Origin of the sequence: Streptomyces sp. NBC_01294 (assembly GCF_035917235.1) — a bacterium.
Lineage (GTDB): Bacteria > Actinomycetota > Actinomycetes > Streptomycetales > Streptomycetaceae > Streptomyces > Streptomyces caledonius.
In genome coordinates, this window is record NZ_CP108423.1 from 1,995,491 (window position 1) to 2,021,024 (window position 25,534).

Here is a 25,534-nt window from a genome sequence, read left to right on the forward strand (position 1 = left end):
TCTTCGGCTCTCAGCCCTTCGCGGAGGGTTCCTTCGGGGGCCGCGGCGTGTCCACCGGTCCGCGGCGCACCGCGCCCGGGGCGTTCCACTCGGCCCGCTTCTTCGCCCGCTTCTTGGCGAGTTCCGAGGACTCCAGCTGGTAGGGCACCGAGGTGACCATCACGCCGGGCGTGAAGAGCAGCCGGCCCTTGAGCCGCAGCGCGCTCTGGTTGTGCAGGAGGTGCTCGTACCAGCGGCCGACGACGTACTCCGGGATGTAGACGCTGACCGCGTCGCGCGGGTTCTCGCTGCGCAGGCCCTTGACGTACTCGACCACCGGGCGGGTGATCTCCCGGTACGGCGAGTCGAGGATCTTGAGCGGGACGTTGATCCCGCGGCGGTCCCACTCGTCTCGCAGCGCCTTGGTCTCGGCCGCGTCGACGCTGATGCTGAGCGCCTCCAGGGTGTCCGAGCGGGTCAGCTTGGCGAAGGCCAGGGCGCGCAGCGTGGGCTTGTGGACCTTGGAGACCAGGACGATCGAGTGGACCCGGGAGGGCCGCACGCTGTCGTCGCTGGGGCCCTCGGCGGCGGCGATCTCGGCGGAGACGCGGTCGTAGTGCTTCCGGATCGCGCTCATCGTGCCGTAGAAGATCAGCATGCCGAGCAGGGCCACCCAGGCGCCGTGGGTGAACTTGGTGGCGAGGACGACGACCAGCACCATGCCGGTGAAGAAGGCGCCGAAGGTGTTGATGGCCCGGGAGCGGTACATCCGCCGGCGGGCCGCGACGTCACGCTCCGTCTTCAGGTGGCGGTTCCAGTGCCGGACCATGCCGATCTGGCTCAGGGTGAAGGAGACGAACACGCCGACGATGTAGAGCTGGATCAGCTTGGTCGAGTCCGCGTCGTAGATCCAGACGAGCAGTATGGCGGCGCCCGCGAGCAGCACGATGCCGTTGGAGAAGGCGAGCCGGTCGCCGCGCGTGTGCAGCTGGCGCGGGAGGTAACGGTCCTGCGCGAGGATCGAGCCGAGCAGCGGGAAGCCGTTGTACGCGGTGTTCGCGGCCAGGAACAGCACCAGTGCGGTGGCCGCGGCCAGCAGGATGAAGAGGAAGCTGCCGGCGCCGAAGACGGCCTCGGCCACCTGCGAGATCACCGGGTCCTGGACGTACTCGGGGCCGACCGGGACGCCGTTCGACAGCAGGTCCTCGGCCGGGTTCTCGGCCATCCGCACGTCGCTGGCCATGGCCAGGCCGATGATCCCGCAGAACATGGTGACCGCCAGGCCGCCCATGTAGGCGAGGGTGGTCGCGGCGTTCCTGCTCTTGGGCTTGCGGAAGGCGGGTACGCCGTTGCTGATCGCCTCGACGCCCGTCAGGGCCGCACAGCCGGAGGAGAAGGCGCGCAGCAGCAGGAAGACCATGGCGAAGCCGGCCAGGCCCTGCTGCTCGGGTTTGATCTCCAGGTCGGCGGTCGGCGCCGTCATCGTCTCGTCGAGGACGAGGCCCTTCCAGGCACCCCAGGCGATCATGACGAAGACGGCGGCGACGAACACATACGTCGGGATCGCGAAGAGCTTGCCGGACTCCTTCACTCCGCGCAGGTTCATCAGCGTGAGAAGAAGGATCATGACGATCGCCGAGAGCACCTTGTGCTCGATGACGAAATGCACGGCGGCGCCGAGGTTCTCGACTCCGGAGGAGATCGAGACGGCGACGGTCAGGACGTAGTCGACGAGCAGGGCGCTCGCCACGGTCAGGCCGGCCCTGGGTCCGAGGTTGGTGTTGGCCACCTCGTAGTCGCCGCCACCGCTCGGGTAGGCGTGGACGTTCTGGCGGTAGGACGCGACGACGGTGAACATCAGCACGACGACCGCGAGGGCGATCCACGGGCTGTACTGGTACGCCGACACGCCCGCGATCGACAGGACCAGCAGAACCTCACCGGGGGCGTACGCCACGGAGGAGAGCGGATCGGACGCGAAGACGGGAAGCGCGATCCGCTTGGGAAGGAGGGTTTCACCGAGGCGGTCGCTGCGTAGCGCCCGGCCGATCAGGATCCGTTTGGGCACGTCGGTCAGTTTGGACACGCAGAGGATCGTAAGCGTTCGAAATCAGACTGACGAACCCCCACCCCCTCATACCGCAATCCCGCCGCAATTCCTCCCCGAGCGCACCACGACTGCGGCGCAACAGGCCCCAACGGTGACCGCCCGTGTGTAGCTTGGGCCATGGTCTGAGACCCTGTTAAACCAGAGCATGCAATGAGGCTGGGAACCAGCGAGTCGCTGACAGCCGGAAGGACGGCCGTGCACATCGTCATTATGGGCTGCGGAAGAGTGGGCTCCGCCCTCGCGCAAACCCTGGAACAGCAGGGGCATACGGTCGCCGTCGTCGACCAGGACCCCACCGCATTCCGCCGGCTCGGCGCCGGATTCGGCGGCCGCCGCGTCACCGGGGTCGGCTTCGACCAGGACACCCTGCGGGAGGCGGGGATCGAGGACGCGGGCGCCTTCGCCGCCGTCAGCAGTGGTGACAATTCCAACATCATCGCCGCTCGCGTGGCCCGGGAGATGTTCGGCGTCGAGAACGTCGCCGCCCGTATCTACGACCCCAAGCGCGCCGAGGTCTACCAGCGTCTCGGCATCCCCACCGTCGCGACCGTGCGGTGGACCGCCGACCAGATGCTGCGCCGGCTGCTGCCCTCGGGCGCCGAGCCCCTGTGGCGCGACCCGAGCGGCGCCGTGCAGCTCGCCGAGGTGCACGCCTCCGAGGCCTGGATCGGGCACAAGGTCAGCAAGCTCCAGGAGGAGACCGGCGTCCGCGTCGCCTTCCTGACCCGCCTGGGCGAGGCCGTCCTGCCCACGTCGGCGACGGTCCTGCAGGAGGGCGACCTCGTCCACGTGATGATGCGCACCGACGAGATCGACAAGGTCGAGGCGGCGTTCGCCGAAGGGCCTGAGGAGGCACACGCATGAGGGTCGCGATCGCCGGGGCAGGCGCGGTGGGCCGCTCCATCGCGGGCGAGCTGCTGGAGAACGGCCACGAGGTTCTCCTGGTCGACAAGGCACCGACCGCCATCTCGGTGGAGCGGGTGCCGCAGGCCGAGTGGCTGCTGGCCGACGCCTGCGAGATCACCTCGCTGGACGAGGCCGCGCTGCAGCGCTGCAACGTGGTCATCGCGGCGACCGGCGACGACAAGGTCAACCTCGTCGTCTCGCTGCTCGCCAAGACCGAGTACGGGGTACCGCGCGTGGTGGCCCGCGTCAACAACCCGAAGAACGAGTGGCTCTTCAACGAGTCCTGGGGCGTGGACGTCGCGGTCTCCACGCCGCGCCTGATGTCGGCCCTGGTCGAGGAGGCCGTCAGCGTCGGCGACCTGGTGCGGCTGCTGCGCTTCAGCCACGGCGACGCCAACCTCGTCGAGCTGACCCTGCCGGCCGACTCCTCGGTCGCGGGCACCCAGATCAGCGAGATCACCTGGCCCGAGGACACCTCGCTGGTCACGATCATCCGGGGCAACCGGGTCCTCACCCCGCACGGGGAGGAAACCCTGGAGCCCGGCGACGAACTGCTCTTCGTGGCCGCCCAGGCACGCGAGGAGCAGCTGGAGGACCTCCTCCAGGCCCGCCGCTAGCCCTGCGGGCACGCTCGACGACGAGGGGGGCGCGCCCAGCGGGGCGCGCCCCCTTCGGGCTTCCCGCCCGGGCCGCCCCGGGTGGGTACCGCACGGGTACGACCCGGCACCCCGGTATCCCGGCTACCCCGGCCCGCCGGCCCCCCGGACTCCCCCTGCGCCCGCAGGCGCGCTCCCGACAACGGGGTTGCGGCCGTGCGAAGGGGGCGGGACCGGCCGCCTCGGCCGGTCCCGCCCCCTTCGTCAGCTGTGCGCCGTCAGGCCTTCGGCCCCTTGGCGGCGGCTTCGGCGGCCTCCTTGGCCTCCCACTCCGCGATCACGTCGATCGGCGGCGGGGCCTTGGCCAGGAAGACCCAGGTGAAGTACACCGCGAGCACCATCGGCGGGAGCTTGAGCGCGATCAGCACCCAGCCCAGCTGCGTCGCGTCGCCCCACCAGTACAGCGGGAAGAGGATCGCGTACTTGGCGAGGAAGATCAGGCCCCAGGCCAGGCTCGCCTTGACGTACGCCTTCTTGCGCCCCGGGTTGCGGGTGCGCCAGGACAGGTTCTCCTTGAACACCGGGCCCAGGATCACGCCCAGCAGCGGGAAGCCCACCAGGGCCGAGACCGTGAAGGCCACGCCCAGGCCGACGCCGTAGATCATGCCCGGCAGGTAGAAGCCCTTGGCGCTGCCCGTGAACAGGGCGAAGGCCACGCCCACGCCCACGCCGAAGACCCCGCTGAAGGCGTGCTTCACCGTGTCCTTGCGCAGCAGCCGCACGATCACCAGCAGGACCGCGACCGCGCCCGCCGCGATGGCGGACAGCTTCACGTCCTTGTTGATCGTGTAGATCATGACGAAGAGCAGCCCCGGCAGCATCGTCTCCACGGTGCCCCGGATGCCTCCGAAGGCGTCGAAGAGCGCCGCCTGCGTCACGGCCTTCTGGTCGTCGCCGGAAGGCCCGCCGGCGGGGTCCGGGGTGGTCGGTTTGTCGAGTGACGTCACCGGTCAGTGCTCCTGTCCGAGCGGTCGGAGTTCGTACTTCGGATTGAAGAGCGTGCGGCGGCCGCGGCTCATGGCGATGCGCCCGGAGGCGATCATGCGCCGACCGGGCTCGATTCCCACGATCGAGCGACGCCCGAGCCAGACCACGTCCAGGGCGGCCGAGCCGTCGAACAGCTCGGCCTCCAGGGCGGGGACGCCCGCCCGCGGCCGCAGGGTGACGGTACGCAGGGTGCCCGTCACCTTGACTATCTGGCGGTCGTGGCAGTCGCAGATCCGCGTGCACCCCGCGGCTTCTGCATCCTCCTGCAGCTCCGCCGAATGCAGCTCCTCCTGCGAGGTGGAAAGCCGCTCGATCATCCGGCGGAACCGGCCCGCCGGCCGGGCCGGCTTCGCGAGCTTCTCGGGACGCGGTTCAGCACTCATACAGGGAAGCGTACCGGCGTGCGCACTACCTCTCGAAGCGGTATCCCATGCCCGGTTCCGTGATGAAGTGCCGCGGATGCGAGGGGTCGGCCTCCAGCTTGCGCCGCAGCTGCGCCATGTAGACCCGCAGATAGTTGGTCTCGGTGCCGTACGAGGGCCCCCAGACCTCCTGGAGCAGCTGCTTCTGGCTGACCAGCTTGCCGCCGTTGCGGACCAGGACCTCCAGCAGGTGCCACTCGGTGGGCGTCAGCCGTACGTCGCGCCCTTCCCGTACGGCCTTCTTCGCGGCCAGGTCCACGGTGAAGCCCTCGGTCTCCACGACCACCTCGTCCTCGCCGGAGCCGGCGGCCGGTTCCGCCCGGCGGACGGCGGCGCGCAGCCGGGCCAGCAGCTCGTCCATGCCGAAGGGCTTGGTGACGTAGTCGTCGGCGCCCGCGTCCAGCGCCTCGACCTTCTCGTCGGAGGTGTGGCGGGCGGAGAGCACCAGGATCGGCACCCGGGTCCAGCCGCGCAGCCCCTTGATCACCTCGATGCCGTCCATGTCGGGCAGGCCGAGGTCGAGGACGACCACGTCGGGGTGGCGGGCCGCCGCGAGCTCCAGCGCGCTCGCGCCGTCCGCGGCGGCGTCGACCTCGTACCTGCGCGCCTTCAGGTTGATCACAAGGGCTCGGACGATCTGCGGCTCGTCTTCCACCACGAGCACCCGGGTCATTGAGGTCCTGCCTTCTGTCGCATCATCCGATCACGGTCGTGATCGCTTTCCCCTGGGTCCGCTCCGGCGCCGTCGCCGGTTTCCGCAGCCGCGCCGAGGTCTTCGCCGGTTTCCGCAGCCGCGCCCAGGCCATCGCCGTTGTCCGCAGCCGCGCCGAGGCCTTCGCCGTCCACCGTGACACGTGCCGCGGCCCCCTCGCGGGGCACCGCGCGCAGGGTGAGCACCATGGTCAGCCCGCCGCCGGGGGTGTCCTCGGCCGCCAGGGTGCCGTCCATGGCCTCGGCGAACCCGCGGGCGACCGCGAGCCCGAGGCCCACGCCGGCCCCGCGCGGGGCGTCCCCGTGCCGCTGGAACGGGGCGAAGATCCGGTCCTTGGCCTCGTCGGGCACACCCGGCCCGCGGTCGACGACCCGTACCTCGACCCGGTCGTCGAGGAAGCTGGCCGCCACCAGCACCGGCTCCCGCGCCGGGCTGTACTTGACGGCGTTCTCCACCACGTTGGCCACGGTCCGCTCCAGCAGCCCCGGGTCCACCGCCACCATGGGCAGCGTCTCGGACACGTCCAGCACCACACTGCCCTCGGGTACGCCGCCCAGGGCCATCGGGACCACCTCGTCGAGGTCGATCTCCCGGATCAGCGGGGTGACGGTGCCGGTCTGCAGCCGGGACATGTCGAGCAGGTTGCCCACCAGGTGGTCCAGGCGGTCGGCGCCGTCCTCGATGCCTTCGAGGAGCACGGCCCGGTCCTCCTCGGACCACTCGACGTCATCGGAGCGCAGGGAGGTCACGGACGCCTTGATGGAGGCGAGCGGCGTACGGAGATCATGGCTGACGGCGGCCAGCAGCGCGGTCCGGATCCGGTTGCCCTCGGCCATCCGGCGGGCCTCCTCGGCCTCGCCGACCAGCCGCTGGCGGTCCAGGACCACCGCCGCCTGGGCGGCGAAGGCGCCGAGCACCCGGCGGTCCTCGGCGGGCAGCACGCGCCCGGACAGGGCCAGCGCCATGTGGTCCCCGATGGGCATGTCCACATCGGCGTCCTCGGGCCGGGCGACGGGCCTCGGGCCGACGCTGCCGGCCGATTTCCAGGGCTCCACGTCGCTCGACCGCTCCAGCAGGGCGACGGACTCCATCGCGAAGGTCTCGCGCACCCGCTCCAGCAGCGCGTTCAGCGTGGTCTCGCCGCGCAGCACGCTGCCGGCCAGGAAGGAGAGGATCTCGGACTCGGCGCGCAGCCTGGCCGCCTGGTGAGTGCGCCGGGCGGCCAGGTCCACCACGGAGGCCACGGAGACGGCGACGCCGAAGAAGACGGCGATGGCGACGATGTTCCGGGGGTCGGAGACGGTGAACCGGTACAGCGGCGGAGCGAAGTAGTAGTTCAGCAGCAGCGAGCCGACGGCGGCCGAGGCCAGGGCCGGCCAGAGCCCGCCGAGCAGCGCCGCCGCCACCGTCAGCGCCAGGAAGAGCAGCATGTCGTTGGCGAGCCCGGGGTCCGCGGAGATGTGCGTGAGCAGCAGGCACAGCAGCAGCGGGAAGATCACCCCCACCACCCAGCCGGCGAGGATCCGGTTGCGCCCGAGCCGGGCGGCCGAGCGGACCACGGGCAGGCCGCGCCCCTTGGCGACCTCCTCGTGCGTGACGATGTGCACGTCGAGGTCGGGCCCCGAGTCGCGGGCCACGCTCGCGCCGACGCCGGGCCCGAACACGTACTGCCACGAGCGGCGGCGGCTGGAGCCGAGCACGATCTGGGTGGCGTTGACCCCGCGCGCGAAGGCGAGCAGCGCGTCGGGGACGTTGTCGCCGATCACATGGTGAAACGTTCCGCCCAGGTCTTCGACCAGGGTCCGCTGGACCGCCAGCTCCTTGGGCGAGGCCGCGGTCAGGCCGTCGCTGCGGGCGATGTAGACGGCCAGGATCTCGCTGCCCGAGCCCTTGGCCGCCACCCGTGAGGCACGCCGGATGAGCGTGCGCCCCTCGGGCCCGCCGGTGAGCCCGACGACGATCCGCTCCCGCGCCTGCCAGGTCGAGCGGATGTCGTGCTCGCCCCGGTACTGCTGGAGGTACTCGTCCGCCCGGTCGGCCACCCACAGCAGCGCGAGCTCGCGCAGGGCGGTGAGGTTGCCCGGCCGGAAGTAGTTGGACAGGGCCGCGTCGACCTTCTCGGGCTTGTATATGTTCCCGTGCGCCATCCGCCGGCGCAGCGCCTGCGGGGACATGTCGACCAGCTCGACCTGGTCGGCCCGGCGGACCACCTCGTCCGGCACGGTCTCCCGCTGCCGCACCCCGGTGATCGACTCGACCACGTCGCCGAGCGACTCCAGGTGCTGGATGTTCACCGTGGACACGACGTCGATGCCGGCCCGCAGCAGCTCCTCCACGTCCTGCCAGCGCTTGGCGTTGCGCGAGCCGGGCACGTTGGTGTGCGCGAGCTCGTCCACGAGCGCGATCGCGGGCCGGCGGGCGAGGACCGCGTCCACGTCCATCTCGGTGAAGGAGGCCCCGCGGTACGTCAGCGCCGTGCGCTCCACCTGTTCGAGGCCGTGGAGCATGACCTCCGTACGCGGCCGCCCGTGGTGCTCGACGAAGCCGACGACGCAGTCCGCGCCCCGCTCCACCCTGCGATGACCCTCGGAGAGCATCGCGTAGGTCTTGCCCACACCGGGTGCCGCGCCGAGATAGATCCTGAGCTTGCCGCGTCCCATGTGCCCCATTCTCGGGGACGTCCACACCGCGCACGCACCGATCGGTGCCCCGCGGCCGATCCCTGACGGATCCCTGACGCGGTGCGCGAAGGCCGGTGGGCCCTACCCCCGAAGGAGTAGGGCCCACCGGCCGGAACATGACGCGGCCTCCTGTGCGCGAGGCCCGTCCGAGGTCAGCGGACCTCGGTGATCTCCGGGCCGCGCTCCAGCTGGCCCATGCCCCCGCCGAAGCGGGAGCCTTCCTGCTCCTCCGTCGTCTGCACGCCGTCCGGCACCATCTGGGCGTCGTTCGGCAGCTTCAGGACGATCGGGTCGCGGGGCGCCATCGGGCCGTCGCCGCGGACGACGACGGTGTCCCGGAAGATCTGCTCCAGCACGCCCGCCGACTCGGGGCGCACCGCGCCCTGGCCGGAGATGACGCCGCGCAGGAACCAGCGCGGGCCGTCGACGCCGACGAAGCGGACCAGCTGGGCGCCGGTCTGCCCGTCCGGGAGCGGTACGGGCACCTGGGCTCGCAGCTCCCAGCCCAGGGAGCCCTGGGCCTCGTCGATGATGCCGCCCTGCTGGGTAATGCCCGAGGCGATCTCCTCGCGGACCTCGCCCCAGATGCCTTCCTTCCTGGGTGCCGCGAAGGCCTGCAGCTGCACGGCGCTGTCGCCCAGCACCACGGTCGCGGCGACGATCGCGTCACCGGCGACCTCGACGCGCAGTTCCATGCCCTCGACACCGGGTACGAGGATGCCGCCCAGGTCGACCCGGCCGTCGGCCGGGTCCCCGAGCACCTCGGAGACGTCCCACGGGCCGTCGGGCCGCGGGGCCGGCGGCAGGTTCACCCTGCGCGGCGCGACGGCGTCGTCCTGCTCGCCCGCGTCGTCCTGCTCATCCGAGCCGACGCCGTCCACGACCTGCTCGGCCGCGCCGCCGTCCTTGGCGGAGTCGTTCTTCTTGCGACGTCCGAACACGTCACTGTCCTTCCCGGTCGGTTACGACCGAAGCGTAGCCATTCCCACCCTGCTGACCAGCCCCGGATCCGGCCACGGCCGCATGACCGCCGGTGGAGCCGAAACCCCCCTCGGCCCGGGCCGAGCCGGGAAGTTCCGCCACCTCGTGGAAGCGCACCTTCTCGACCCGCTGGACAACCAGCTGGGCAATGCGGTCGAAACGCTCGAACCGGACGCTCTCGCGAGGGTCGAGATTGACCACGATCACCTTGATCTCCCCACGGTACCCGGCATCCACCGTCCCCGGGGCATTCACGAGGGCGAGCCCGCAGCGTGCGGCCAGGCCCGATCGCGGGTGCACGAAGGCCGCGTACCCGTCGGGCAGGGCGATCGACACCCCGGTGGGCAGCACGGTGCGCTCGCCGGGAGCCAGCTCGGCGGCCTGGGTGGTCACCAGGTCGCAGCCGGCGTCGCCGGGGTGCCCGTACGCCGGGATGGGGACCTCCGGGTCGACGCGGCGGATCAGCACGTCGACGTCGTGGCGGGGTCCGTGGTCGTTCAGGGACATCAGGGATTCACCTCGAAGGCGCGTGCGCGCCTGGCCTGGTCCGGGTCGGCCATCGCCGCCCGGATCTCCTCGGGCCGTCCGTTGTCGATGAAGTGGTCGACCTTCACCTCGATGAAGAGGGCGTCGGCACGTACGGCGACCGGGCCCTGCGGACCGCCTATCCGGCCGACGGCGCTGCAGTAGATCTTCCGGCCGGCGACGGCGGTGACCTCGGCCTCCAGGGACAGCACCGTGCCCACCGGCACGGGCCGCACGAAGTCGGTCTCCAGCCGCCCCGTCACGGCGATGACGCGCAGCAGCCAGTTCAGGGAACCCAGCGTCTCGTCGAGCGCGGTGGCGAGCACCCCTCCGTGGGCGAGCCCGGGGGCACCCTGGTGCGCCGCCTTGACGGTGAACTCGGCGGTGATGCTCACGCCCTCGCCCGCGCGGGCCTCCAGATGGAGTCCGTGCGGCTGCCCCCCGCCGCAGCCGAAGCAGTGCTCGTAGTGCGCTCCGAGCAGCTCACCGGGCGCCGGCGCGTCGGGGTGCCGGACCGGTGCCGTGGCATCGGCCGGGGGCGTCAACGCTGTGTTTCGTCCACTCACAGCCGCAGACCTTACCCGCGCGGCTACCCGCCGGTCGCCTCGTGGCAGGCTAGGGCCCATGCAGCTCTCCACCGCGCACCACGACGAACGCCTGACCGCCCCCCGCTCCTGGTGGGCCATCGCCGTACTGATCGGCCTCGCGTGCGCGTTGATGCTGCTGCCGCTGGGCACGCTGCCGCTGCTGGCCGGCCTGGTCGGCGGCACCGCGCTGTCCGGGCTGCTGGTGAGCTCGTACGGCTCCGCACGCGTGCGCGTGGTGAACGGGGCCCTGGCGGCCGGGGACGCACGGATCCCGGTGACGGCCCTGGGCGAGCCCGAGATCCTGGACGCCGAGGAGTCGCGCGCCTGGCGCACGTACAAGGCGGACACCCGCGCGTTCATGCTGATGCGCAGCTACGTGCCGACGGCGGTCCGCATCGAGATCACCGACCCCGCCGACCCGACCCCGTACGTCTACGTCTCCACCCGCGAGCCGCAGGCCCTGGTCGCGGCCCTGAGCGCCGCACGGACCCAGGCGGCCTGACGGTCCGGTCCGATCCGGTCCCGGGCTTACGTCCGGGGACCCTCGAGTGCGACCCTGGTGGCCTCGGGAAGGGGCTGGACGGGCCGCTCCAGGGGCGGCAGCGTGCGCAGGGCGTCCCAGGCCACCGCTCGCCCGCGCAGGTCGCCACGGACCTTCTCGGCGAGTTTCCGGGTGTCGCGCCGGTTCATGACCGCGCCGATGGCGGCGCCCACCATGAAGGGCATGACGTTGGGCAGGCTGCGGATCATCCGCTTCATGATCTGCTGGCGCAGTTCGCGCTTCATCTGACCGCCGAGCGCCACGTTCAGCGTCGTCGGCTTGGTGAGGTCGACCCCGCGCTCCTCCGTCCACGCGGTCAGGTAGGCGAAGCTGCGCTCCCGGAGGGTGCCGGGCGGCCGCTGGCCGTAGACCTCGTGGAGCTCGGCGATGAGCTTCAGCTCGATCGCCGCGACGCTGGTGATCTCCGCCGCCAGTTCCGCCGGCATCGCGGGCGGGACGGGCAGCATGGCCGCGGCGCCGATGCCCGCGCCGACGGTCGACGTGGCGGTGGCGGCGCCCGAGATCAGCTTGTCGGCAAGCTGATCGGGGCCGAGTCCCGGGAACTGCGCGCGCAGTGCCGCGAGGTCCCGGACGGGAACGCGCGGTGCGTTCTCGATGATCCTGTCGGTGACGTACTGGGCGGCGTCCCTGACACTTTCGCCGCCCTTGCGCACACCGTTCCTGACGGCTTGCATCCGACGAGCCCCGGACCGCTGCCGGGATCCCTCGTCGGGCTCTGTGGCCGACGGCACCGCTGGGGCGGTACCGGAGGGCACGGCGATCCCCGCACTGGCGGAGCCGCCGGGAGCTTCCGGACCCGTTTCCGGGGCCGGGAGTGCCACCTGCGTCTCCGCCGGATCACCTGTTTTCCGGAAGCGGCGCTTCCGAAAGGGGGTGGAGCCAGCCACGGCCGACGCCTCTCAGTCGCAGTCGCGACAGATCGGCTGACCGTTCTTCTCACGTGCCAGCTGGCTGCGGTGGTGCACCAGGAAGCAGCTCATGCAGGTGAACTCATCGGCCTGCTTGGGCAGGACCCGGACGGCCAGCTCCTCATTGGAGAGGTCCGCACCGGGAAGCTCCAGGCTCTCGGCCGAGTCGAATTCGTCCATGTCGACGGACGAGGACGACTTCTCGTTGCGTCGAGCCTTGAGCTCCTCGATGCTGTCGTTGTCGACGTCGTCGTCGGTCTTGCGCGGGGTGTCGTAGTCCGTTGCCATTGTTCGCTCTCCCCCTCTGGGTGTTAGCGGTGTCTCAGCGCACGTAACGCACGAGAGGCCGGACTTGTGCCCGACCTGAGGCGGAGATTTTGCCTCACATCAAGGTCTGTTACTCAATCGACACCCAGCCGCCCACCTGAAGGGGCGATTGGCTGGGATGACGACCGGGACCGTACACGGTCCGGGGGCCGTCTTGCACAAACGCCACCCCGTGTATTTCCCGCCATTCGGGAGGCCGGAAACCCGGACTTCCCGGGCGTTCCGGCCGCCCCGGGGTCACAGAACGCACATGGCCCGACACTCGCCACTGTGATCGATCACACAGGACCGATTGTTTTCACAAGACAAGGATTCAGCCAACAGCGAACACGGGGTGGGGGTCTCACATGGGAAGAGTGACACGCATCACGAGGCCACCGCCTTCCCGGGGCATCGCCTGGATCCTGCCACCGTGTGCGCGCGCCACGGAGCGCGCGATGGACAGACCCAGCCCGACACCCTTGTCGCTGCCCGTGCGCTCCGTACGCAGCCGTCTGAAGGGCTCGAAGAGGTTGTCCACCTCGTACGCGGGAACCACGGGACCTGTGTTCGATACCAGCAGGACCGCCTGACCGTGCTGGGCCTCGGCGGTGACCTCCACCCAGCCGCCCTCCGGCACGTTGTACCGTACGGCGTTCTGCACCAGGTTGAGGGCGATCCGCTCCAGCAGGACCCCGTTGCCCTGGACGACGGCGAGCGCGCGCTCGCCGCGGATCTCGACGCCCTTCGCCTCCGCCTCGCCCCGCACCTGGTCGACGGCGCGCGAGGCGACCTCCGCCAGGTCGACGGGCTTGCGCTCGACGATCTGGTTCTCGCTGCGGGCGAGCAGCAGCAGGCCCTCGACCAGCTGCTCGCTGCGCTCGTTGGTGGCCAGCAGGGTCTTTCCGAGCTGCTGGAGCTCGACCGGGGCCCCGGGGTCGGAGAGGTGGACCTCCAGCAGGGTCCGGTTGATCGCGAGCGGCGTCCGCAGCTCGTGCGAGGCGTTCGCCACGAACCGCTGCTGGGCCGTGAAGGCCCGCTCCAGCCGGTCGAGCATCTCGTCGAAGGTGTCGGCGAGCTCCTTGAGCTCGTCGTCCGGCCCGTCCAGCTCGATCCGCCGGGTCAGGTCGGTGCCGACCACCCGGCGGGCGGTCCGGGTGATCTTGCCGAGCGGCGAGAGCACCCGGCCGGCCATCGCGTAGCCGAAGGCGAAGGCGATGATGCTCAGCCCCAGCAGGGCCATCAGGGAACGGCTCAGCAGGTCGTCCAGGGCGTGCCTGCGCTGTTCGAGGATGCACTGGCCGATCGCGGCGTTGAACTGATCGGGGGTCAGTTCGCCCACCACGCCCGGGCAGGAACTGCTGGTGACCTTCACCTGGCCGCCGACGATGGTGAACGGGAGGGCGTTGCCCTGCCGCAGGGCCTGCGCCGCCAGCAGGTAGATGATCGACAGCAGCAGGATGCCCGCGATCAGGAACATCCCGCCGTAGAGCAGCGTGAGGCGTATCCGGATGGTCGGCCGCAGCCACGGGAAGGGACCCTCGGGCTCGCCGGGGTCCCACGTCGGTTTCGGTGGCACCGCCGGTGGCGCCGGACTGCTTGCCACGCGCATCAGATCCGGTATCCGGAACCGGGCACGGTCACGATGACGGGCGGCTCGCCGAGCTTGCGCCGCAGGGTCATGACGGTCACCCGCACGACGTTGGTGAAGGGGTCGGTGTTCTCGTCCCAGGCCTTCTCCAGCAGCTGCTCGGCCGAGACGACGGCCCCCTCGCTGCGCATCAGGACCTCCAGCACCGCGAACTCCTTCGGTGCCAGCTGGACCTCCTTGCCCTCCCGGAACACCTCGCGCCGGTTCGGGTCGAGCTTGATCCCGGCCCGCTCCAGCACGGGCGGCAGGGCGACGGTGGTGCGCCGCCCGAGGGCTCGAACGCGGGCGGTCAGCTCGGTGAAGGCGAAGGGCTTGGGCAGGTAGTCGTCCGCCCCGAGCTCCAGGCCCTCCACCCGGTCGCTGACGTCGCCGGATGCGGTCAGCATCAGCACGCGGGTGGGCATGCCGAGCTCGACGATCTTCCGGCACACGTCGTCACCGTGCACGAGCGGGAGGTCCCGGTCGAGCACGACCACGTCGTAGTCGTTCACGCCGACCCGCTCCAGGGCGGCGGCGCCGTCGTACACGACGTCCACGGCCATGGCCTCCCGGCGCAGGCCGGTGGCCACCGCATCGGCGAGCAGCTGCTCGTCCTCGACGACGAGTACGCGCACGTCGTTTCCTTCCTCCGAGCCCAAAAGGGCACACGTGTGTTGCGTCATCCATCCTGCCCGTTTCAGCCGTAAACCGGCTGTAAGGCGCTGTACACGGGGGGCACCCGGGGCAGAAGTGAGGATTACCTGGCCTTGCGAGGTTTCTGGGCCCAGGGTGCCGGGGAGGACGTGAGCACACCCCATCCACTCCCTGACGGCGGACTGCCGTGTGCCGCCGTCGACCCAAGCAGAGGGGGCGAACCCACCATGGACGCATTCACCGCGGGTCTCCTGCAGCGCATCAGGGCCACGCAGTCGGACCTCAGGCAGGCCCGCGAGTCGGGCGACGACTTCCTCGCGGAAGTGGAACTGGCGGAGCTGGAAGATCTCCAGCGCCTGGCCGCCGAGCACGGTGTCCCGGTCTCGGCCACCGTGCCCGCCTGCTGATCCACCGGCCTGCTGTTCCTGTACGGCGCGAACCCCGGCCGCCCGAGAGGGCGTCCGGGGTTCGCGTGTTTTCTCGCGTACGGGGGTCCCGCCGGGTCAGTCGTGCCAGGCCCCGGCCTCGTCCAGCAGCGGCTGCAGCGAGGCGAACACGGCCGGCGTGGCCGCCAGCGCCAGCTCCCCTGAGGCCGGCTCACCCGGACGGCCGCCCGTCAGGGCCCCCGCCTCCCGGGCGATCAGGTCACCGGCCGCCAGGTCCCAGGGGTTCAGGCCCCGCTCGTAGTACCCGTCCAGCCGCCCCGCGGCCACGTCGCACAGGTCCAGCGCCGCCGACCCGCCCCGCCTGATGTCCCGCACCACGGGGATGATCCGCGCCACGACCCCGGCCTGATGGGCCCGCCGGGTCTGCACGTACGCGAAGCCGGTCCCGAGCAGCGCCTGGTCCAGCGGCGCCGCCGGCCGGCAGGCGAGGCGGGTCGTGCCCATCCAGGCACCGCCGCCCAGCACCGCGTGGTACGTCTCCCCGCGCATCGGCGCCGCCACGACGCCCACGACGCTCCGGCCCTCGTACTCGGCCGCGATGGACACGCCCCAGCTCGGGAGCCCGTAGAGGTAGTTCACGGTGCCGTCCAGCGGGTCGACGACCCAGCGCACGCCGCTCGTCCCCGGGGTGTCCGCGCCCTCTTCGCCCAGCAGCCCGTCCGTGGGACGCCGTTCGGCGAGGATGCCGGTGATCAGCTTCTCCGCCGCGATGTCCATCTCGGTCACCACGTCGATCGGGCTGGTCTTCGTCGCGGCCACCGCCAGATCGGCCGGGCGGCCGTCGCGCAGCAGAGCCCCGGCCTGCCGGGCGGCCTCCAGGCCCACGTCCAGCAGTTCGGCCTTCAGCTCTTCGGAGATCACTGTCCCTCTTCCCACGCGTACGGACTGTCCGCGCCCGCGGCCGCCGGCCGGGGCGCCCGCGCCGGGCAGCAGCCCACCGCGCACAGGTCATGGCTCTGGCCCAGCATGCCCACCCAGCACTCCCCGGCCGGCTCTCCGCGCTCCTTGGCGGCCCGCTCCAGCACGAGCTCCCGTACGGCCCCGGCGAAGGACGGATCGGCTCCGACGGTCGCGGAGCGCACGACGGGCAGGCCCAGTTCGGCCGCCTTGGCGGTGGCCTCGGTGTCGAGGTCGTACAGGACTTCCATGTGGTCGGAGACGAAGCCGATGGGCACCATGACGACGGCGGGCGCGCCGTCGGCGTGCAGGGCCTCCAGGTGGTCGCAGATGTCCGGCTCCAGCCACGGGATGTGCGGGGCGCCGCTGCGGGACTGGTAGACGAGCTGCCAGGGGTGCATGACACCGGTCCGCACGGCCACCTCGTCCGCGATCACCCGGGCGACGTCGAGGTGCTGCTTGACGTACGCCCCGCCCTCGCCGCCCTCGGTGTGGTCCTCGACCGGGCCTGAGGTGTCCGCCGCCGCGGTCGGGATGGAGTGGGTGGTGAAGGCGAGGTGCGCGCCGGCGCGCACCTCCTCGGGCAGCGCCGCGAGCGCCGCCTCCACCCCCTCGATCATGGGGTCCACGAAGCCGGGGTGGTTGAAGTAGTGCCGCAGCTTGTCGACCCGCGGCAGCTCCAGACCCTCCTCGGCGAGGGTGGCCAGCGCGTCGGCGAGGTTCTCGCGGTACTGCCGGCAGCCCGAGTACGAGGCGTAGGCGCTGGTCGCGAGCACCGCGATCCGGCGCCGCCCGTCGGCGGCCATCTCCCGCATCACGTCGGTCAGGTACGGGGCCCAGTTCCGGTTGCCCCAGTAGACCGGCAGGTCCAGCCCGTGCCCGGCGAAGTCCTTGCGCAGCGCGTCCAGCAGCGCGCGGTTCTGCGCGTTGATCGGGCTGACCCCGCCGAAGCCGAAGTAGTGCTGCCCGACCTCCTTGAGCCGCTCGCGCGGGATGCCGCGCCCGCGCGTGACGTTCTCCAGGAACGGCACGACGTCGTCGGGTCCTTCGGGACCGCCGAAGGAGAGCAGCAGCAGGGCGTCGTACGGGGCGGCGGACCCGCCGGCGGGCGGGGAGAGCTGGTCTGACATGGATCGAATCCTGCCACCCGGCGTCCGCGACCGGGCAACGGACCCGGCCCGTCCCACGCTTCGGACAACAGGTAAGGTCACCCTAACTTCCTGTCGGTATTTTCCCCATGCGGGCGCCTTGTCGGCAGACGTAATCTGTCTGAGCCAACCACGTCCCTTACGGAGGGCACCACCTTGCCCAGTCCCTACCGCGCGATATTCGCGACCCCCGGCACCAAGGGGTTCACAGCCGCCGGCCTGCTGGGCCGGATGCCGCTGTCCATGGTGGGCATCGGTGTCCTCACGATGATCACCGAGCTGGGCGGCAGCTACGCCCTCGCCGGCGGCATCACCGCCACCATCGCCCTGTCCGCCGCGGCCGTGGGCCCCCAGGTGTCCCGGATGGTCGACCAGTACGGACAGCGGCGGGTGCTGCGCCCGGCCACCCTGATCGCGGCCGCCGCGGTGACCGGACTGCTGGTGGCGGCGGCCAATGACTGGCCGAGCTGGACCCTCTTCGCCTTCGCCGTCGTCGCCGGATGCGTGCCCAGCGTCGGGTCGATGGTCCGGGCACGCTGGACGGCCCTGTTCCGCGACACCCCGCAGCTGCACACGGCCTACTCGTTCGAGTCGATCGTCGACGAGCTCTGCTTCATCGTCGGCCCGCCGCTGGCCGCGACGCTGTCGGCCGGCTGGTTCCCCGAGGCCGGTCCGGTGGTCGCCCTCGTCTGCCTGCTGACGGGCGTGTGGTGGCTGACGGCGCTGACCGCCACCGAGCCCGAGCCGCATCCGCACCAGGAGCACACGGACCGGTCCTCGGCGCTGCGCTCCCCCGGCCTCCAGGTCCTGGTGGCGACCTTCGTCGCGACCGGCGCGATCTTCGGCTCCGTGGACGTGGCCACGCTGGCCTTCGCCGCGGAACACGGCAACAAGTCCCTCGGCGGGGTGTTCCTGGCGGTCTGGGCGTTCGGATCCTGCCTGGCCGGCATCGTCTTCGGCCTGCTGCACTTCAAAGGCAAGGCCGAACCTCGCTGGGTACTGGGCATCAGTGCGATGGCCGTGAGTATGATCCCCCTCCTACTGGCCGGGAACTTGCCGTTTCTGGCCGTGGCGCTCTTCGTCTCGGGCCTCGCCATCGCTCCCACGATGATCACCACGATGGCCCTGATCGAGGCGCACGTGCCACACGCGAAGCTGACCGAGGGCATGACCTGGATCAGCACCGGCCTCGCGGTCGGAATCGCGCTCGGGTCCTCCGTGACCGGCTGGGTCGTCGACACAGCCGGTGCGCAGACCGGGTACGTCGTCTCCGTATCGGCGGGAGTGGCCGCGGCGGCGGTTGCGTTCGCGGGATACCGCCGGCTGACGAGGCCGGCGCAAGGGGAGGAGCCAGCAACCGATGGGGACGGCGACAGCAGGGAAGAGCAGCGGGGCACGGACCGCGTGGCATAACTGGGCGGGCAACGTCACCGCCACCCCCACCCGCGTGGTGACCCCGGCCACGGTCGGGGAGCTCCAGGAGGAGGTCCGCCGGGCCGCCGAGCAGGGGCTGCGGGTGAAGGCGGTCGGCACCGGCCACTCCTTCACCGCGGCCGCCGCGACCGACGGGGTGCTCGTACGACCGCAGGCCCTGGCCGGGATCCGGTCGATCGACCGGGCCGCCGGCACCGTCACGGTGGCGGCGGGCACGGTTCTGAAGGACCTGAACCAGGCCCTGGCCGGGGAGGGTCTCTCGCTCACCAACATGGGCGACATCATGGAGCAGACGGTGTCCGGCGCCATCGGCACCGGCACCCACGGCACCGGCCGCGACTCGGCCTCCATCGCCGCCCAGATCCGCGGCCTGGAACTGGTGACCGCCGACGGCCGGCTGCTGACGTGCTCCGAGAAGGAGAACCCCGAGGTCTTCGCGGCCGCCCGGATCGGCATCGGCGCGCTGGGCATCGTCACCGCGATCACCTTCGCCGTGGAGCCGCTCTTCCTCCTGACCGCCCGTGAGGAGCCGATGGGCTTCGACCGGGTGACGGCCGAGTTCGACGAGCACTTCGCGGAGAACGAGCACTTCGAGTTCTACTGGTTCCCGCACACCGGCAACTGCAACACCAAGCGGAACAACCGCAGCCAGGGTCCCGCCGCCCCGCCCGGGCCGGTGAGCGCCTGGATCGAGGACGAGCTCCTCTCCAACGGCCTCTTCCAGGCCGTCAACTCCCTGGGCCGCGCGGTCCCGGCCACCATTCCGGGCATCGCCCGCGTGGCCAGCCGCGCCCTGTCGGCGCGGACCTACACGGACATCCCGTACAGGGTGTTCACCAGTCCGCGCCGGGTGCGGTTCGTGGAGATGGAGTACGCCCTCCCGCGCGAGCAGGTGGTCGAGGCGCTGCGGGAGCTGCGGGCGATGGTCGACCGCTCCTCGCTGCGGATCAGCTTCCCGGTGGAGGTGCGGACGGCTCCGGCGGACGACATCACGCTGTCGACGGCCTCCGGGCGCGAGACGGCGTACATCGCGGTGCACATGTACAAGGGCACCCCCTACCAGGCCTACTTCACGGCGGCCGAGCGCATCTTCACCGCGCACGGCGGCCGGCCGCACTGGGGCAAGGTGCACACGCGGGACGCGGAGTACTTCGCCGAGGTCTACCCGCGGTTCGGCGAGTTCACCGCGCTCCGGGACGACCTCGACCCGGACCGGGTCTTCGGCAACGACTACCTGCGGCGCGTCCTCGGGGACTGAGGTCAGGGGGCGTCACCGCGCCGCGCCGCCGGTGACGAGGCGTCCGGGCTCGGCGTCGGGGCCGGCGGCGTGGGTGTCGGCGCCGGGTCCGGCGGCGGGGCCGACTTCGACGGGGAGGGGCCGGGCTCCGGCTCCCCGGAGCGGGAGGGGTCCGGGCCGGGGCCCGGGCTCCGGCCGCCGGGCGGGTCCGAGGGGCTCGGGGAGGTCCCGGACCCCGGGCTCCTCCCGTCCTTCTCCCCGCCCTTGCCCCCGCCCTTCTCCCCGGCCGGCGGTTCGTCCCGGGGCGCGGGGGGCGTGGCGGGCCGGTCCTGGCCCGCCGTGCGGGTGCCGCCGGAGAAGAGCGTGCCGCCGCCGCTGCTGACGGAGGTGCCGGCCATCGCCTCGTAGGTGCCGAGGGCGCCGATGGCGATGGCGAAGGCCGCGCCGGAGGCCACCGCGGTGCGCTTCCAGCCCCGTACCCGGGTGCCGTGCACGGTGGCCGCGCCGAACTCCTCGCCGGCGTTTTCGCCGGACTCCTCGGCGGGCGACGCGGCCCGCAGCGCCGTCGCGCCGTCCGCGGCCGCCTTCCCCCCGTGGGGCGGCGGCGCCTGACGGGCCCTGGGCCGGGCGGTGTCCCGCAGCTGGTCGCCGGTGCGCCGGAAGAGGTGCTGGATGACGGGCCCACCGGCGGTGGCGACGACGCTGACCACTCCGGCCCCGAGGATGGTCCCGTAGACGCCCATCTTCGAGGCGAGCAGGGCTGCCGCGACGGTGGCGAGGGAGGAGCCGGCGACCTGGGCCACGCTCAGGTCGAGCTTCTTCTCCTCCGGATCGGGCTCGACGTCCTGCGTCGTCTTCTGACCCATCGCCATCCCGTGTGTGTCCCGCCTCTCGCGCTTCTCCTCTTCCAGGAGTTACTGACCACCGAGCGAAGCGGATAGTTCCGTTTCTGGTGATTCTGTGAAGCAAGACACCCCAAAACGGACCGCGCTTGCAGGTGGGCCCGACAGAGGGCAGCCCAACTGCCGCCGTCCGGGAGAAGTTCGGCGGCGCGGCGGGTCCACCCAGGTGGCCCGAATGGAGTACTGTGGCGAGCCCTGGGGCCGTCCTTCCTTTCGGATGTCCGGACTCGGGAGAGGGGGCCGACTGATGGAGAACGGCACTCAAAGACCGGTGATGCCGCGGTATTGCACGGACTCCTGCTGCGCACAGTAATCGTTCGGTCACTGTGCGTACCCAACAGGTAACCGTGCCATAACGGCGATCAAGGGCGCATGCCCGACACGCCGGTTTAACTCGGCAAGGTTGTGGCAGGCTGCACCCGGGCAGGCCACACTCGACTAGCGGAAGCAGCGACGCACGTGACGTCGGCAGGCACCACCCGGGAGGTCCCCATGCCCGAACTGCGTGTCGTGGCCGTCTCAAATGACGGCACACGACTGGTGCTCAAGGCTGGGGACAGCACGGAGTACACGCTTCCGATCGACGAGCGGCTGCGGGCTGCCGTGCGCAACGATCGCGCGCGCCTGAACCAGATCGAGATCGAGGTCGAGAGCCACCTCCGCCCCCGCGACATCCAGGCCCGCATACGAGCCGGTGCCTCCGCGGAGGAGGTCGCTCAACTCGCCGGCATCCCCGTCGACCGCGTACGCCGCTTCGAGGGCCCCGTGCTCGCCGAGCGCGCGTTCATGGCCGAGCGGGCCCGCAAGACCCCCGTGCGCCGTCCCGGCGAGAACACCGGGCCGCAGCTCGGCGAGGCCGTGCAGGAGCGGCTGACCCTGCGCGGGGCCGAGAAGGAATCCGTCCAGTGGGACTCCTGGCGCCGCGACGACGGCACCTGGGAGGTCCTCCTCGTCTACCGGGTCGCGGGCGAGCCGCACTCGGCGAGCTGGACCTACGACCCGCCGCGCCGGCTGGTCGTGGCCGTGGACGACGAGGCCCGCTCCCTGATCGGCGAGTCGGAGGACCTGCCGGCCACGCCGGAGCCGAGCTTCCCCTTCGTGCCGAGGATCGCGCGGCTGCCGCGCGACCGGCCGCTGGACCGCGCCCTGGACCGGCAGCTGGAGCGCCCCGTCACGCCCGCGCCGGAGCCGGAGGAGGAACGGGACACCCTGACGAGCCTGCTGGAAGCGGTACCGAGCTTCCGCGGCGACATGGTGGTCCCGGAGCGCACCGAGACCCCGGCGACGGAACCGGAGGCGGAAGAACCGCCGGCCCCGGCCGCCTCGGCGGGCGCGGGCTCCGCGTACGCCGACGTACTGATGCCGCGCACGGTGGCGGGCCACCGCGACCGCCTGACGGGCACCACCGACCGCCAGGCGGAGGCCGACGGCGTCCGTCCCGGGCGCCGCGCGGCGGTGCCGAGCTGGGACGAGATCGTCTTCGGCACGCGCCGCAAGAAGCAGGAGTAGCGCCGCCGCCGACGCCTGGAGCGGCGGGCCGAACGGTACGGCGGGACCGGTGAGCGAGCCGGTTGCGCCGGGGCCGGGCGCACGCCGGGGGGCTCCTCGGACGCCGAACGTGACGAGGGGCCGGGCGGAAGTGCGTTCGGCGCCCTGCGGGGAGCGCCCCGGCACACACCCGACCCCGGCGCGGTTACCGGGGGTCCGGGCCCGTGGCCACCGGGCGGTCCGGGTCCGAGGACCACTCCGACCAGCTGCCCGCGTAGAGGTCGGACGCGATGCCGGCCACCTCCAGCGCCAGCACCTCGTGCGCCGCGGAGACCCCCGAGCCGCAGTACACGCCCACCGGGGTCCCCTCGGCCGCGCCGAGCCCCTCGAACCGGGCACGCAGTGCGTCCGCCGGCAGGAACCGGCCGTCCGGCCCCACGTTCTCCGTCGTCGGAGCCGACAGCGCGCCCGGGATGTGGCCGCCGACCGGATCGATCGGCTCGACCTCTCCGCGGTACCGCTCCCCCGCGCGGGCGTCCAGGAGAACTCCCGTACGAGCCCGGGCGGCCGCCGCGTCGGCGTCCAGCAGCCCGACCGCCCCCGGAGTTGGCTTGAAATCGCCCTCCGCGGGAGTCACTCGTTCGGCCGTCACGGCGCCCCCCGCCGCCGTCCAGGCGGTCAGGCCCCCGTCCAGCACTCGCACGTTCGGGTGACCCGTCCAGCGCAGCAGCCACCACGCCCGGGCGGCCGCCCAGCCCTGGCCGCCGTCGTACACAACGACGGGTACGTCCGCCGAGACCCCGGCCCGCCGCATCACCGCGCCGAAGGCCTCCGGGTCCGGCAGCGGGTGCCGGCCGCCCGCCCCGGCCGGACCTGCCAGTTCCCGGTCGAGGTCGACGTACACCGCGCCGGGAAGGTGTCCGGCCTCGTAGGCGGGCCGCTGGTCGGGGCCGCCCAGCTGCCAGCGGACGTCCAGCAGCACCGGCGGCCGGGAACCCGCCAGCTCGTTCCTCAGTTCGGCGGCGGGAAGGATCGCAGATTTCGCAGTCATGCCGGCCATCTTCCTCCCCGCCCGCAACCCTCGTAACAAGGCCGTCATCGGCGGGGCGCACCGATCCGGTCAACTCCGCCCCGGGCCCCCGCGATGCGGCCCGGTCGGGGCGCGCCGAGTCCCCGGGAGTGGAAGCATCAGCACCGGTAAGCGGCACGACGGAGGAGACGGCTGACATGACCGAGGCAGCGGAAGCAACCCGGCGCACGCCCGGCACCCCGTGCTGGGTGAGCCTCATGGTGCACGGCCTCGGGACCACCGAGGACTTCTACGCCGACCTGTTCGGCTGGGAGTACGTACCCGGCCCCGAGCAGCTCGGCCCGTACGTCCGCGCCGTGCTGGACGGCCACGAGGTGGCGGGCATCGGCGAGATGCCGCCGGACCGGCATCTTCCGGTGGCCTGGACGACGTACCTCGCCACCGACGACGCCGACGCGACCGCCGAGGCGGTCCGCAGCTGCGGCGGCACGGTCGCGGTGGGGCCGCTGGACGCCGGCATCGCGGGGCGGGTGGCGATCTGCTCCGACCCGCTGGGCGCCATCTTCGGGCTGTGGCAGGCGCAGACCCGCATGGGCACCCGGCTGCACACCGGGCCGGGCACCCCCGTCTGGAACGAGCTGGTCACCCAGGACACCTCGACGGTCGGCAAGTTCTACGAGCACGTCTTCGGCCACGAGGCGAAGACGCACTCCACGGCCTCCGACGACTTCGACTACCTGACCCTCCAGTTGGAGGGCCGCCCGGTGGCCGCCGTGCACGGCGTCGGCCGCTCGCTGCCGCACGACCGCGGGCCGCACTGGATGGCGTACTTCGAGGTGGAGGACACCGACGCGGCCGCGGCCCGGGTGGTCCGGCTCGGCGGCCGCGTCGTCGACCCGCCCCGCGAGGGCCTGCGCGGGCGGCAGGCCACGGTCGCGGACCCGGAGGGCGCGGTCTTCGCCCTCGTACGGTCACGGCCCTGAGCGCGGGAGGCGGGGCCGCCCGGTGACCGGCCGGGGCCGTCCGGTCAGTCCGTCCTCGGCTCCGGCGTCCGGCCGAAGTGGCGGGCGGTGGGCACCAGTGCGGCCGCGGCGGGGACGAGGAAGCAGGCCGCGGCGCACACGGCGAGCACCGGGGTGACGCCGAAGGTGCCGATGGCCGGGGCGATCAGGGCCAGGCCGACCGGGGCGAGGCCGTAGGACACGAGGAAGTCCAGGGAGGAGACGCGGGCCAGCTTGTCCGGGGCCACCTCGCGCTGGGTGGCCGTGAACCAGGGCACGTTGAACAGCTCGATCCCGATCCCGGCGACGACGTAGGCGGCGATCACCACGGCCGGGTGGACCGGCAGCATCAGGCTCAGCGGTGCGACGCCGTACACGGCCAGTCCGGCGAAGGCGGTCCAGCCCTGGGAGCGGGGCCGCCACCGGGCCGTGACCAGGGCCCCGCCGAGCGCGCCCACGGTGTAGGCCGTCACGGCCGCGGCCAGGACCCACTCCGTGCCGTAGCGGTCGCGGCTGATCAGGGGCAGGGCGACGCTGGTGGCGGAGTAGCCGAGCGCGATCACGGCGGCCAGCGCGCCGAGTCCGGCGACGAACCAGGGGTGGCGGCGCGCCTCGCGTATCCCGTCGATGAACTCGGCCCGGAATGACGCGCGCGGCGTGCGCTCGGTGGAGGGCGCGGGGGCGGCAGAGGGCGCGGGGGCGGCGCCGCGGCCCGGCAGGAGGGCGGCGACCAGCCAGAGCAGGCCGATCCCCAGCAGCAGCGTCCCGACGTCGACGAAGGCCGCCAGCAGCGCGGTCAGGGCGGGTCCGGCCAGGGTGGAGGTCCGTACCGCGAGGGTCATGGCGGCATTGGCCTGCTGCCGGCGGCCGGCGTCGACGACCTCCGCGGTGAGTGCCTGGAAGGCGGGGCGGCAGGCTCCCTGGCCGGCTCCGGCGAGCGCGGCGGCCAGGGTCATCAGCACCAGTGACCGGCCGAGGCCGATGGCGAGGAGGGGCGCGGCGACCGCGGCCGCGAGGGCGGACCAGAGCACGACGGCCCGGCGGGAGTGACGGTCGGCCAGTACCCCGCCGACGGCGACGGCGGCGAGGAAGCCCGCGGTGCGCGCCGCGAGGACCAGGCCCAGTCCGGCCGCGCCGAGTTCGCGGTGCAGGACCGCGAGGCCGAGGACGAAGGGGAGCGCCCAGGTCGCGAGGCCGGAGGCGGTGGTGCCCGCCCACAGGCGCAGGAAGGCGATGTCGCGCAGGACGGAACGCGCGGGCGGCGGGCCGGTCTTGGGTGATGCGGGCGCAGGTGTGGTCGCCACGGTGTGGTGCTCCTCATGGGTCGGCAGGTGGTGCCGGGGCG

General features: G+C 72.2%; 25 protein-coding genes. 8 read left to right on the forward strand and 17 right to left on the reverse strand.

Going from position 1 to position 25,534, the window contains the following annotated elements; translation table 11 throughout:
* Positions 1–10: 10 nt before the first annotated feature.
* Complete coding sequence (locus tag OG534_RS08850) at positions 11–2,065, reverse strand: APC family permease (protein WP_326587538.1); 2,055 nt, start codon at positions 2,063–2,065, stop codon at positions 11–13.
* 219 nt (positions 2,066–2,284) lie between these two features.
* Here OG534_RS08850 and OG534_RS08855 point away from each other — a divergent pair, with 219 nt between their 5' ends.
* Both OG534_RS08855 and OG534_RS08860 read left to right on the forward strand, forming a co-directional pair.
* Positions 2,285–2,953, forward strand: coding sequence for a potassium channel family protein (locus OG534_RS08855; RefSeq protein ID WP_326587539.1), 669 nt, complete (start codon positions 2,285–2,287; stop codon positions 2,951–2,953).
* A complete protein-coding gene (locus tag OG534_RS08860; protein ID WP_326587540.1) occupies positions 2,950–3,612 on the forward strand; it encodes a potassium channel family protein in 663 nt (220 codons plus the stop codon). The genes OG534_RS08855 and OG534_RS08860 overlap by 4 nt, the downstream gene beginning before the upstream one ends.
* A 257-nt stretch (positions 3,613–3,869) precedes the next feature.
* Here OG534_RS08860 and OG534_RS08865 read toward each other — a convergent pair whose 3' ends face one another.
* The 7 genes from OG534_RS08865 to OG534_RS08895 all read right to left on the reverse strand — a co-directional run bounded on the left by OG534_RS08865 (position 3,870) and on the right by OG534_RS08895 (position 10,525).
* Positions 3,870–4,598 (reverse strand): DUF3159 domain-containing protein, encoded by a 729-nt coding sequence (locus tag OG534_RS08865; RefSeq protein WP_326587541.1) that lies wholly within the window; start codon positions 4,596–4,598, stop codon positions 3,870–3,872.
* 3 nt (positions 4,599–4,601) lie between these two features.
* Positions 4,602–5,021, reverse strand: coding sequence for an OB-fold nucleic acid binding domain-containing protein (locus OG534_RS08870; RefSeq protein ID WP_326587542.1), 420 nt, complete (start codon positions 5,019–5,021; stop codon positions 4,602–4,604).
* Between the two features lie 25 nt (positions 5,022–5,046).
* On the reverse strand, positions 5,047–5,733 hold the full coding sequence (locus OG534_RS08875; RefSeq protein ID WP_326587543.1) for a response regulator: 687 nt from the start codon (positions 5,731–5,733) through the stop codon (positions 5,047–5,049).
* Positions 5,730–8,432: a sensor histidine kinase KdpD gene (locus OG534_RS08880; protein ID WP_326587544.1), complete on the reverse strand. Its 2,703-nt coding sequence runs from the start codon at positions 8,430–8,432 to the stop codon at positions 5,730–5,732. The genes OG534_RS08875 and OG534_RS08880 overlap by 4 nt, the downstream gene beginning before the upstream one ends.
* Before the next feature lie 173 nt (positions 8,433–8,605).
* Positions 8,606–9,394, reverse strand: coding sequence for a DUF3710 domain-containing protein (locus OG534_RS08885; protein WP_326587545.1), 789 nt, complete (start codon positions 9,392–9,394; stop codon positions 8,606–8,608).
* A gap of 1 nt (position 9,395) precedes the next feature.
* The gene (dut, locus tag OG534_RS08890) at positions 9,396–9,941 is read right to left on the reverse strand and encodes a dUTP diphosphatase (RefSeq protein WP_326587546.1); all 546 of its coding nucleotides are present in this window, start codon (positions 9,939–9,941) and stop codon (positions 9,396–9,398) included.
* Positions 9,941–10,525, reverse strand: coding sequence for a PaaI family thioesterase (locus OG534_RS08895; protein WP_326587547.1), 585 nt, complete (start codon positions 10,523–10,525; stop codon positions 9,941–9,943). The genes dut and OG534_RS08895 overlap by 1 nt, the downstream gene beginning before the upstream one ends.
* A 58-nt stretch (positions 10,526–10,583) precedes the next feature.
* On the opposite strand from OG534_RS08895, the gene OG534_RS08900 reads away from it, so the two are divergent.
* Positions 10,584–11,048: a DUF3093 domain-containing protein gene (locus OG534_RS08900; protein ID WP_326587548.1), complete on the forward strand. Its 465-nt coding sequence runs from the start codon at positions 10,584–10,586 to the stop codon at positions 11,046–11,048.
* Positions 11,049–11,074: 26 nt separating this feature from the next.
* On the opposite strand, the gene OG534_RS08905 is transcribed toward OG534_RS08900, so the two are convergent.
* The 4 genes from OG534_RS08905 to OG534_RS08920 all read right to left on the reverse strand — a co-directional run bounded on the left by OG534_RS08905 (position 11,075) and on the right by OG534_RS08920 (position 14,587).
* Positions 11,075–11,995 (reverse strand): hypothetical protein, encoded by a 921-nt coding sequence (locus tag OG534_RS08905; RefSeq protein WP_326587549.1) that lies wholly within the window; start codon positions 11,993–11,995, stop codon positions 11,075–11,077.
* A 12-nt stretch (positions 11,996–12,007) separates the two neighbouring features.
* The gene (locus OG534_RS08910; RefSeq protein ID WP_030036261.1) at positions 12,008–12,304 is read right to left on the reverse strand and encodes a DUF4193 domain-containing protein; all 297 of its coding nucleotides are present in this window, start codon (positions 12,302–12,304) and stop codon (positions 12,008–12,010) included.
* Positions 12,305–12,686: 382 nt separating this feature from the next.
* On the reverse strand, positions 12,687–13,928 hold the full coding sequence (locus tag OG534_RS08915; RefSeq protein WP_326587550.1) for a sensor histidine kinase: 1,242 nt from the start codon (positions 13,926–13,928) through the stop codon (positions 12,687–12,689).
* Between the two features lie 5 nt (positions 13,929–13,933).
* Positions 13,934–14,587 carry a response regulator transcription factor gene (locus OG534_RS08920; RefSeq protein WP_326587551.1) on the reverse strand — a complete coding sequence of 218 codons (654 nt, stop codon included), beginning with the start codon at positions 14,585–14,587 and terminating at the stop codon, positions 13,934–13,936.
* 246 nt (positions 14,588–14,833) lie between these two features.
* Between OG534_RS08920 and OG534_RS08925 the strand changes: the two genes are divergently transcribed.
* The gene (locus OG534_RS08925) at positions 14,834–15,013 is read left to right on the forward strand and encodes a hypothetical protein (RefSeq protein ID WP_326587552.1); all 180 of its coding nucleotides are present in this window, start codon (positions 14,834–14,836) and stop codon (positions 15,011–15,013) included.
* 96 nt (positions 15,014–15,109) lie between these two features.
* On the opposite strand, the gene OG534_RS08930 is transcribed toward OG534_RS08925, so the two are convergent.
* Positions 15,110–15,913, reverse strand: coding sequence for an inositol monophosphatase family protein (locus tag OG534_RS08930; protein ID WP_374776228.1), 804 nt, complete (start codon positions 15,911–15,913; stop codon positions 15,110–15,112).
* The gene (locus OG534_RS08935) at positions 15,910–17,079 is read right to left on the reverse strand and encodes a ferrochelatase (RefSeq protein WP_326587553.1); all 1,170 of its coding nucleotides are present in this window, start codon (positions 17,077–17,079) and stop codon (positions 15,910–15,912) included. The genes OG534_RS08930 and OG534_RS08935 overlap by 4 nt, the downstream gene beginning before the upstream one ends.
* Positions 17,080–17,253: 174 nt before the next feature.
* On the opposite strand from OG534_RS08935, the gene OG534_RS08940 reads away from it, so the two are divergent.
* On the forward strand, positions 17,254–18,510 hold the full coding sequence (locus tag OG534_RS08940) for an MFS transporter (protein ID WP_326587554.1): 1,257 nt from the start codon (positions 17,254–17,256) through the stop codon (positions 18,508–18,510).
* Positions 18,458–19,789, forward strand: a complete 1,332-nt coding sequence (locus OG534_RS08945) for a D-arabinono-1,4-lactone oxidase (RefSeq protein WP_326587555.1) — start codon at positions 18,458–18,460, stop codon at positions 19,787–19,789. Before OG534_RS08940 ends, OG534_RS08945 begins: the two co-directional genes overlap by 53 nt.
* A 2-nt stretch (positions 19,790–19,791) precedes the next feature.
* Here OG534_RS08945 and OG534_RS08950 read toward each other — a convergent pair whose 3' ends face one another.
* Entirely contained in the window at positions 19,792–20,640 is an 849-nt protein-coding gene (locus tag OG534_RS08950; RefSeq protein WP_326587556.1) for a hypothetical protein, read from the reverse strand.
* A 522-nt stretch (positions 20,641–21,162) separates the two neighbouring features.
* On the opposite strand from OG534_RS08950, the gene sepH reads away from it, so the two are divergent.
* On the forward strand, positions 21,163–22,179 hold the full coding sequence (gene sepH, locus OG534_RS08955) for a septation protein SepH (RefSeq protein WP_326587557.1): 1,017 nt from the start codon (positions 21,163–21,165) through the stop codon (positions 22,177–22,179).
* Between the two features lie 184 nt (positions 22,180–22,363).
* On the opposite strand, the gene OG534_RS08960 is transcribed toward sepH, so the two are convergent.
* Positions 22,364–23,209 carry a sulfurtransferase gene (locus OG534_RS08960; protein ID WP_326587558.1) on the reverse strand — a complete coding sequence of 282 codons (846 nt, stop codon included), beginning with the start codon at positions 23,207–23,209 and terminating at the stop codon, positions 22,364–22,366.
* A gap of 176 nt (positions 23,210–23,385) precedes the next feature.
* On the opposite strand from OG534_RS08960, the gene OG534_RS08965 reads away from it, so the two are divergent.
* Positions 23,386–24,171: a VOC family protein gene (locus OG534_RS08965; protein WP_326587559.1), complete on the forward strand. Its 786-nt coding sequence runs from the start codon at positions 23,386–23,388 to the stop codon at positions 24,169–24,171.
* A gap of 44 nt (positions 24,172–24,215) precedes the next feature.
* Here the strand turns inward: OG534_RS08965 and OG534_RS08970 are convergent, their stop codons facing one another.
* Positions 24,216–25,493, reverse strand: coding sequence for an MFS transporter (locus OG534_RS08970; protein ID WP_326587560.1), 1,278 nt, complete (start codon positions 25,491–25,493; stop codon positions 24,216–24,218).
* Positions 25,494–25,534: the final 41 nt, after the last annotated feature.

What these genes read in the sequence shown, in the direction of transcription:
- OG534_RS08960 (WP_326587558.1), bottom strand. Translation starts at nt 23,209, where the DNA reads ATGACTGCGAAATCTGCGATCCTTCCCGCCGCCGAACTGAGGAACGAG.
- dut (WP_326587546.1), bottom strand. Translation starts at nt 9,941, where the DNA reads ATGTCCCTGAACGACCACGGACCCCGCCACGACGTCGACGTGCTGATC.
- OG534_RS08910 (WP_030036261.1), bottom strand. Translation starts at nt 12,304, where the DNA reads ATGGCAACGGACTACGACACCCCGCGCAAGACCGACGACGACGTCGAC.
- OG534_RS08945 (WP_326587555.1), top strand. Translation starts at nt 18,458, where the DNA reads ATGGGGACGGCGACAGCAGGGAAGAGCAGCGGGGCACGGACCGCGTGG.
- OG534_RS08925 (WP_326587552.1), top strand. Translation starts at nt 14,834, where the DNA reads ATGGACGCATTCACCGCGGGTCTCCTGCAGCGCATCAGGGCCACGCAG.
- sepH (WP_326587557.1), top strand. Translation starts at nt 21,163, where the DNA reads ATGCCCGAACTGCGTGTCGTGGCCGTCTCAAATGACGGCACACGACTG.
- OG534_RS08875 (WP_326587543.1), bottom strand. Translation starts at nt 5,733, where the DNA reads ATGACCCGGGTGCTCGTGGTGGAAGACGAGCCGCAGATCGTCCGAGCC.
- OG534_RS08935 (WP_326587553.1), bottom strand. Translation starts at nt 17,079, where the DNA reads ATGTCAGACCAGCTCTCCCCGCCCGCCGGCGGGTCCGCCGCCCCGTAC.
- OG534_RS08870 (WP_326587542.1), bottom strand. Translation starts at nt 5,021, where the DNA reads ATGAGTGCTGAACCGCGTCCCGAGAAGCTCGCGAAGCCGGCCCGGCCG.
- OG534_RS08880 (WP_326587544.1), bottom strand. Translation starts at nt 8,432, where the DNA reads ATGGGACGCGGCAAGCTCAGGATCTATCTCGGCGCGGCACCCGGTGTG.
- OG534_RS08965 (WP_326587559.1), top strand. Translation starts at nt 23,386, where the DNA reads ATGACCGAGGCAGCGGAAGCAACCCGGCGCACGCCCGGCACCCCGTGC.
- OG534_RS08860 (WP_326587540.1), top strand. Translation starts at nt 2,950, where the DNA reads ATGAGGGTCGCGATCGCCGGGGCAGGCGCGGTGGGCCGCTCCATCGCG.
- OG534_RS08900 (WP_326587548.1), top strand. Translation starts at nt 10,584, where the DNA reads ATGCAGCTCTCCACCGCGCACCACGACGAACGCCTGACCGCCCCCCGC.
- OG534_RS08950 (WP_326587556.1), bottom strand. Translation starts at nt 20,640, where the DNA reads ATGGCGATGGGTCAGAAGACGACGCAGGACGTCGAGCCCGATCCGGAG.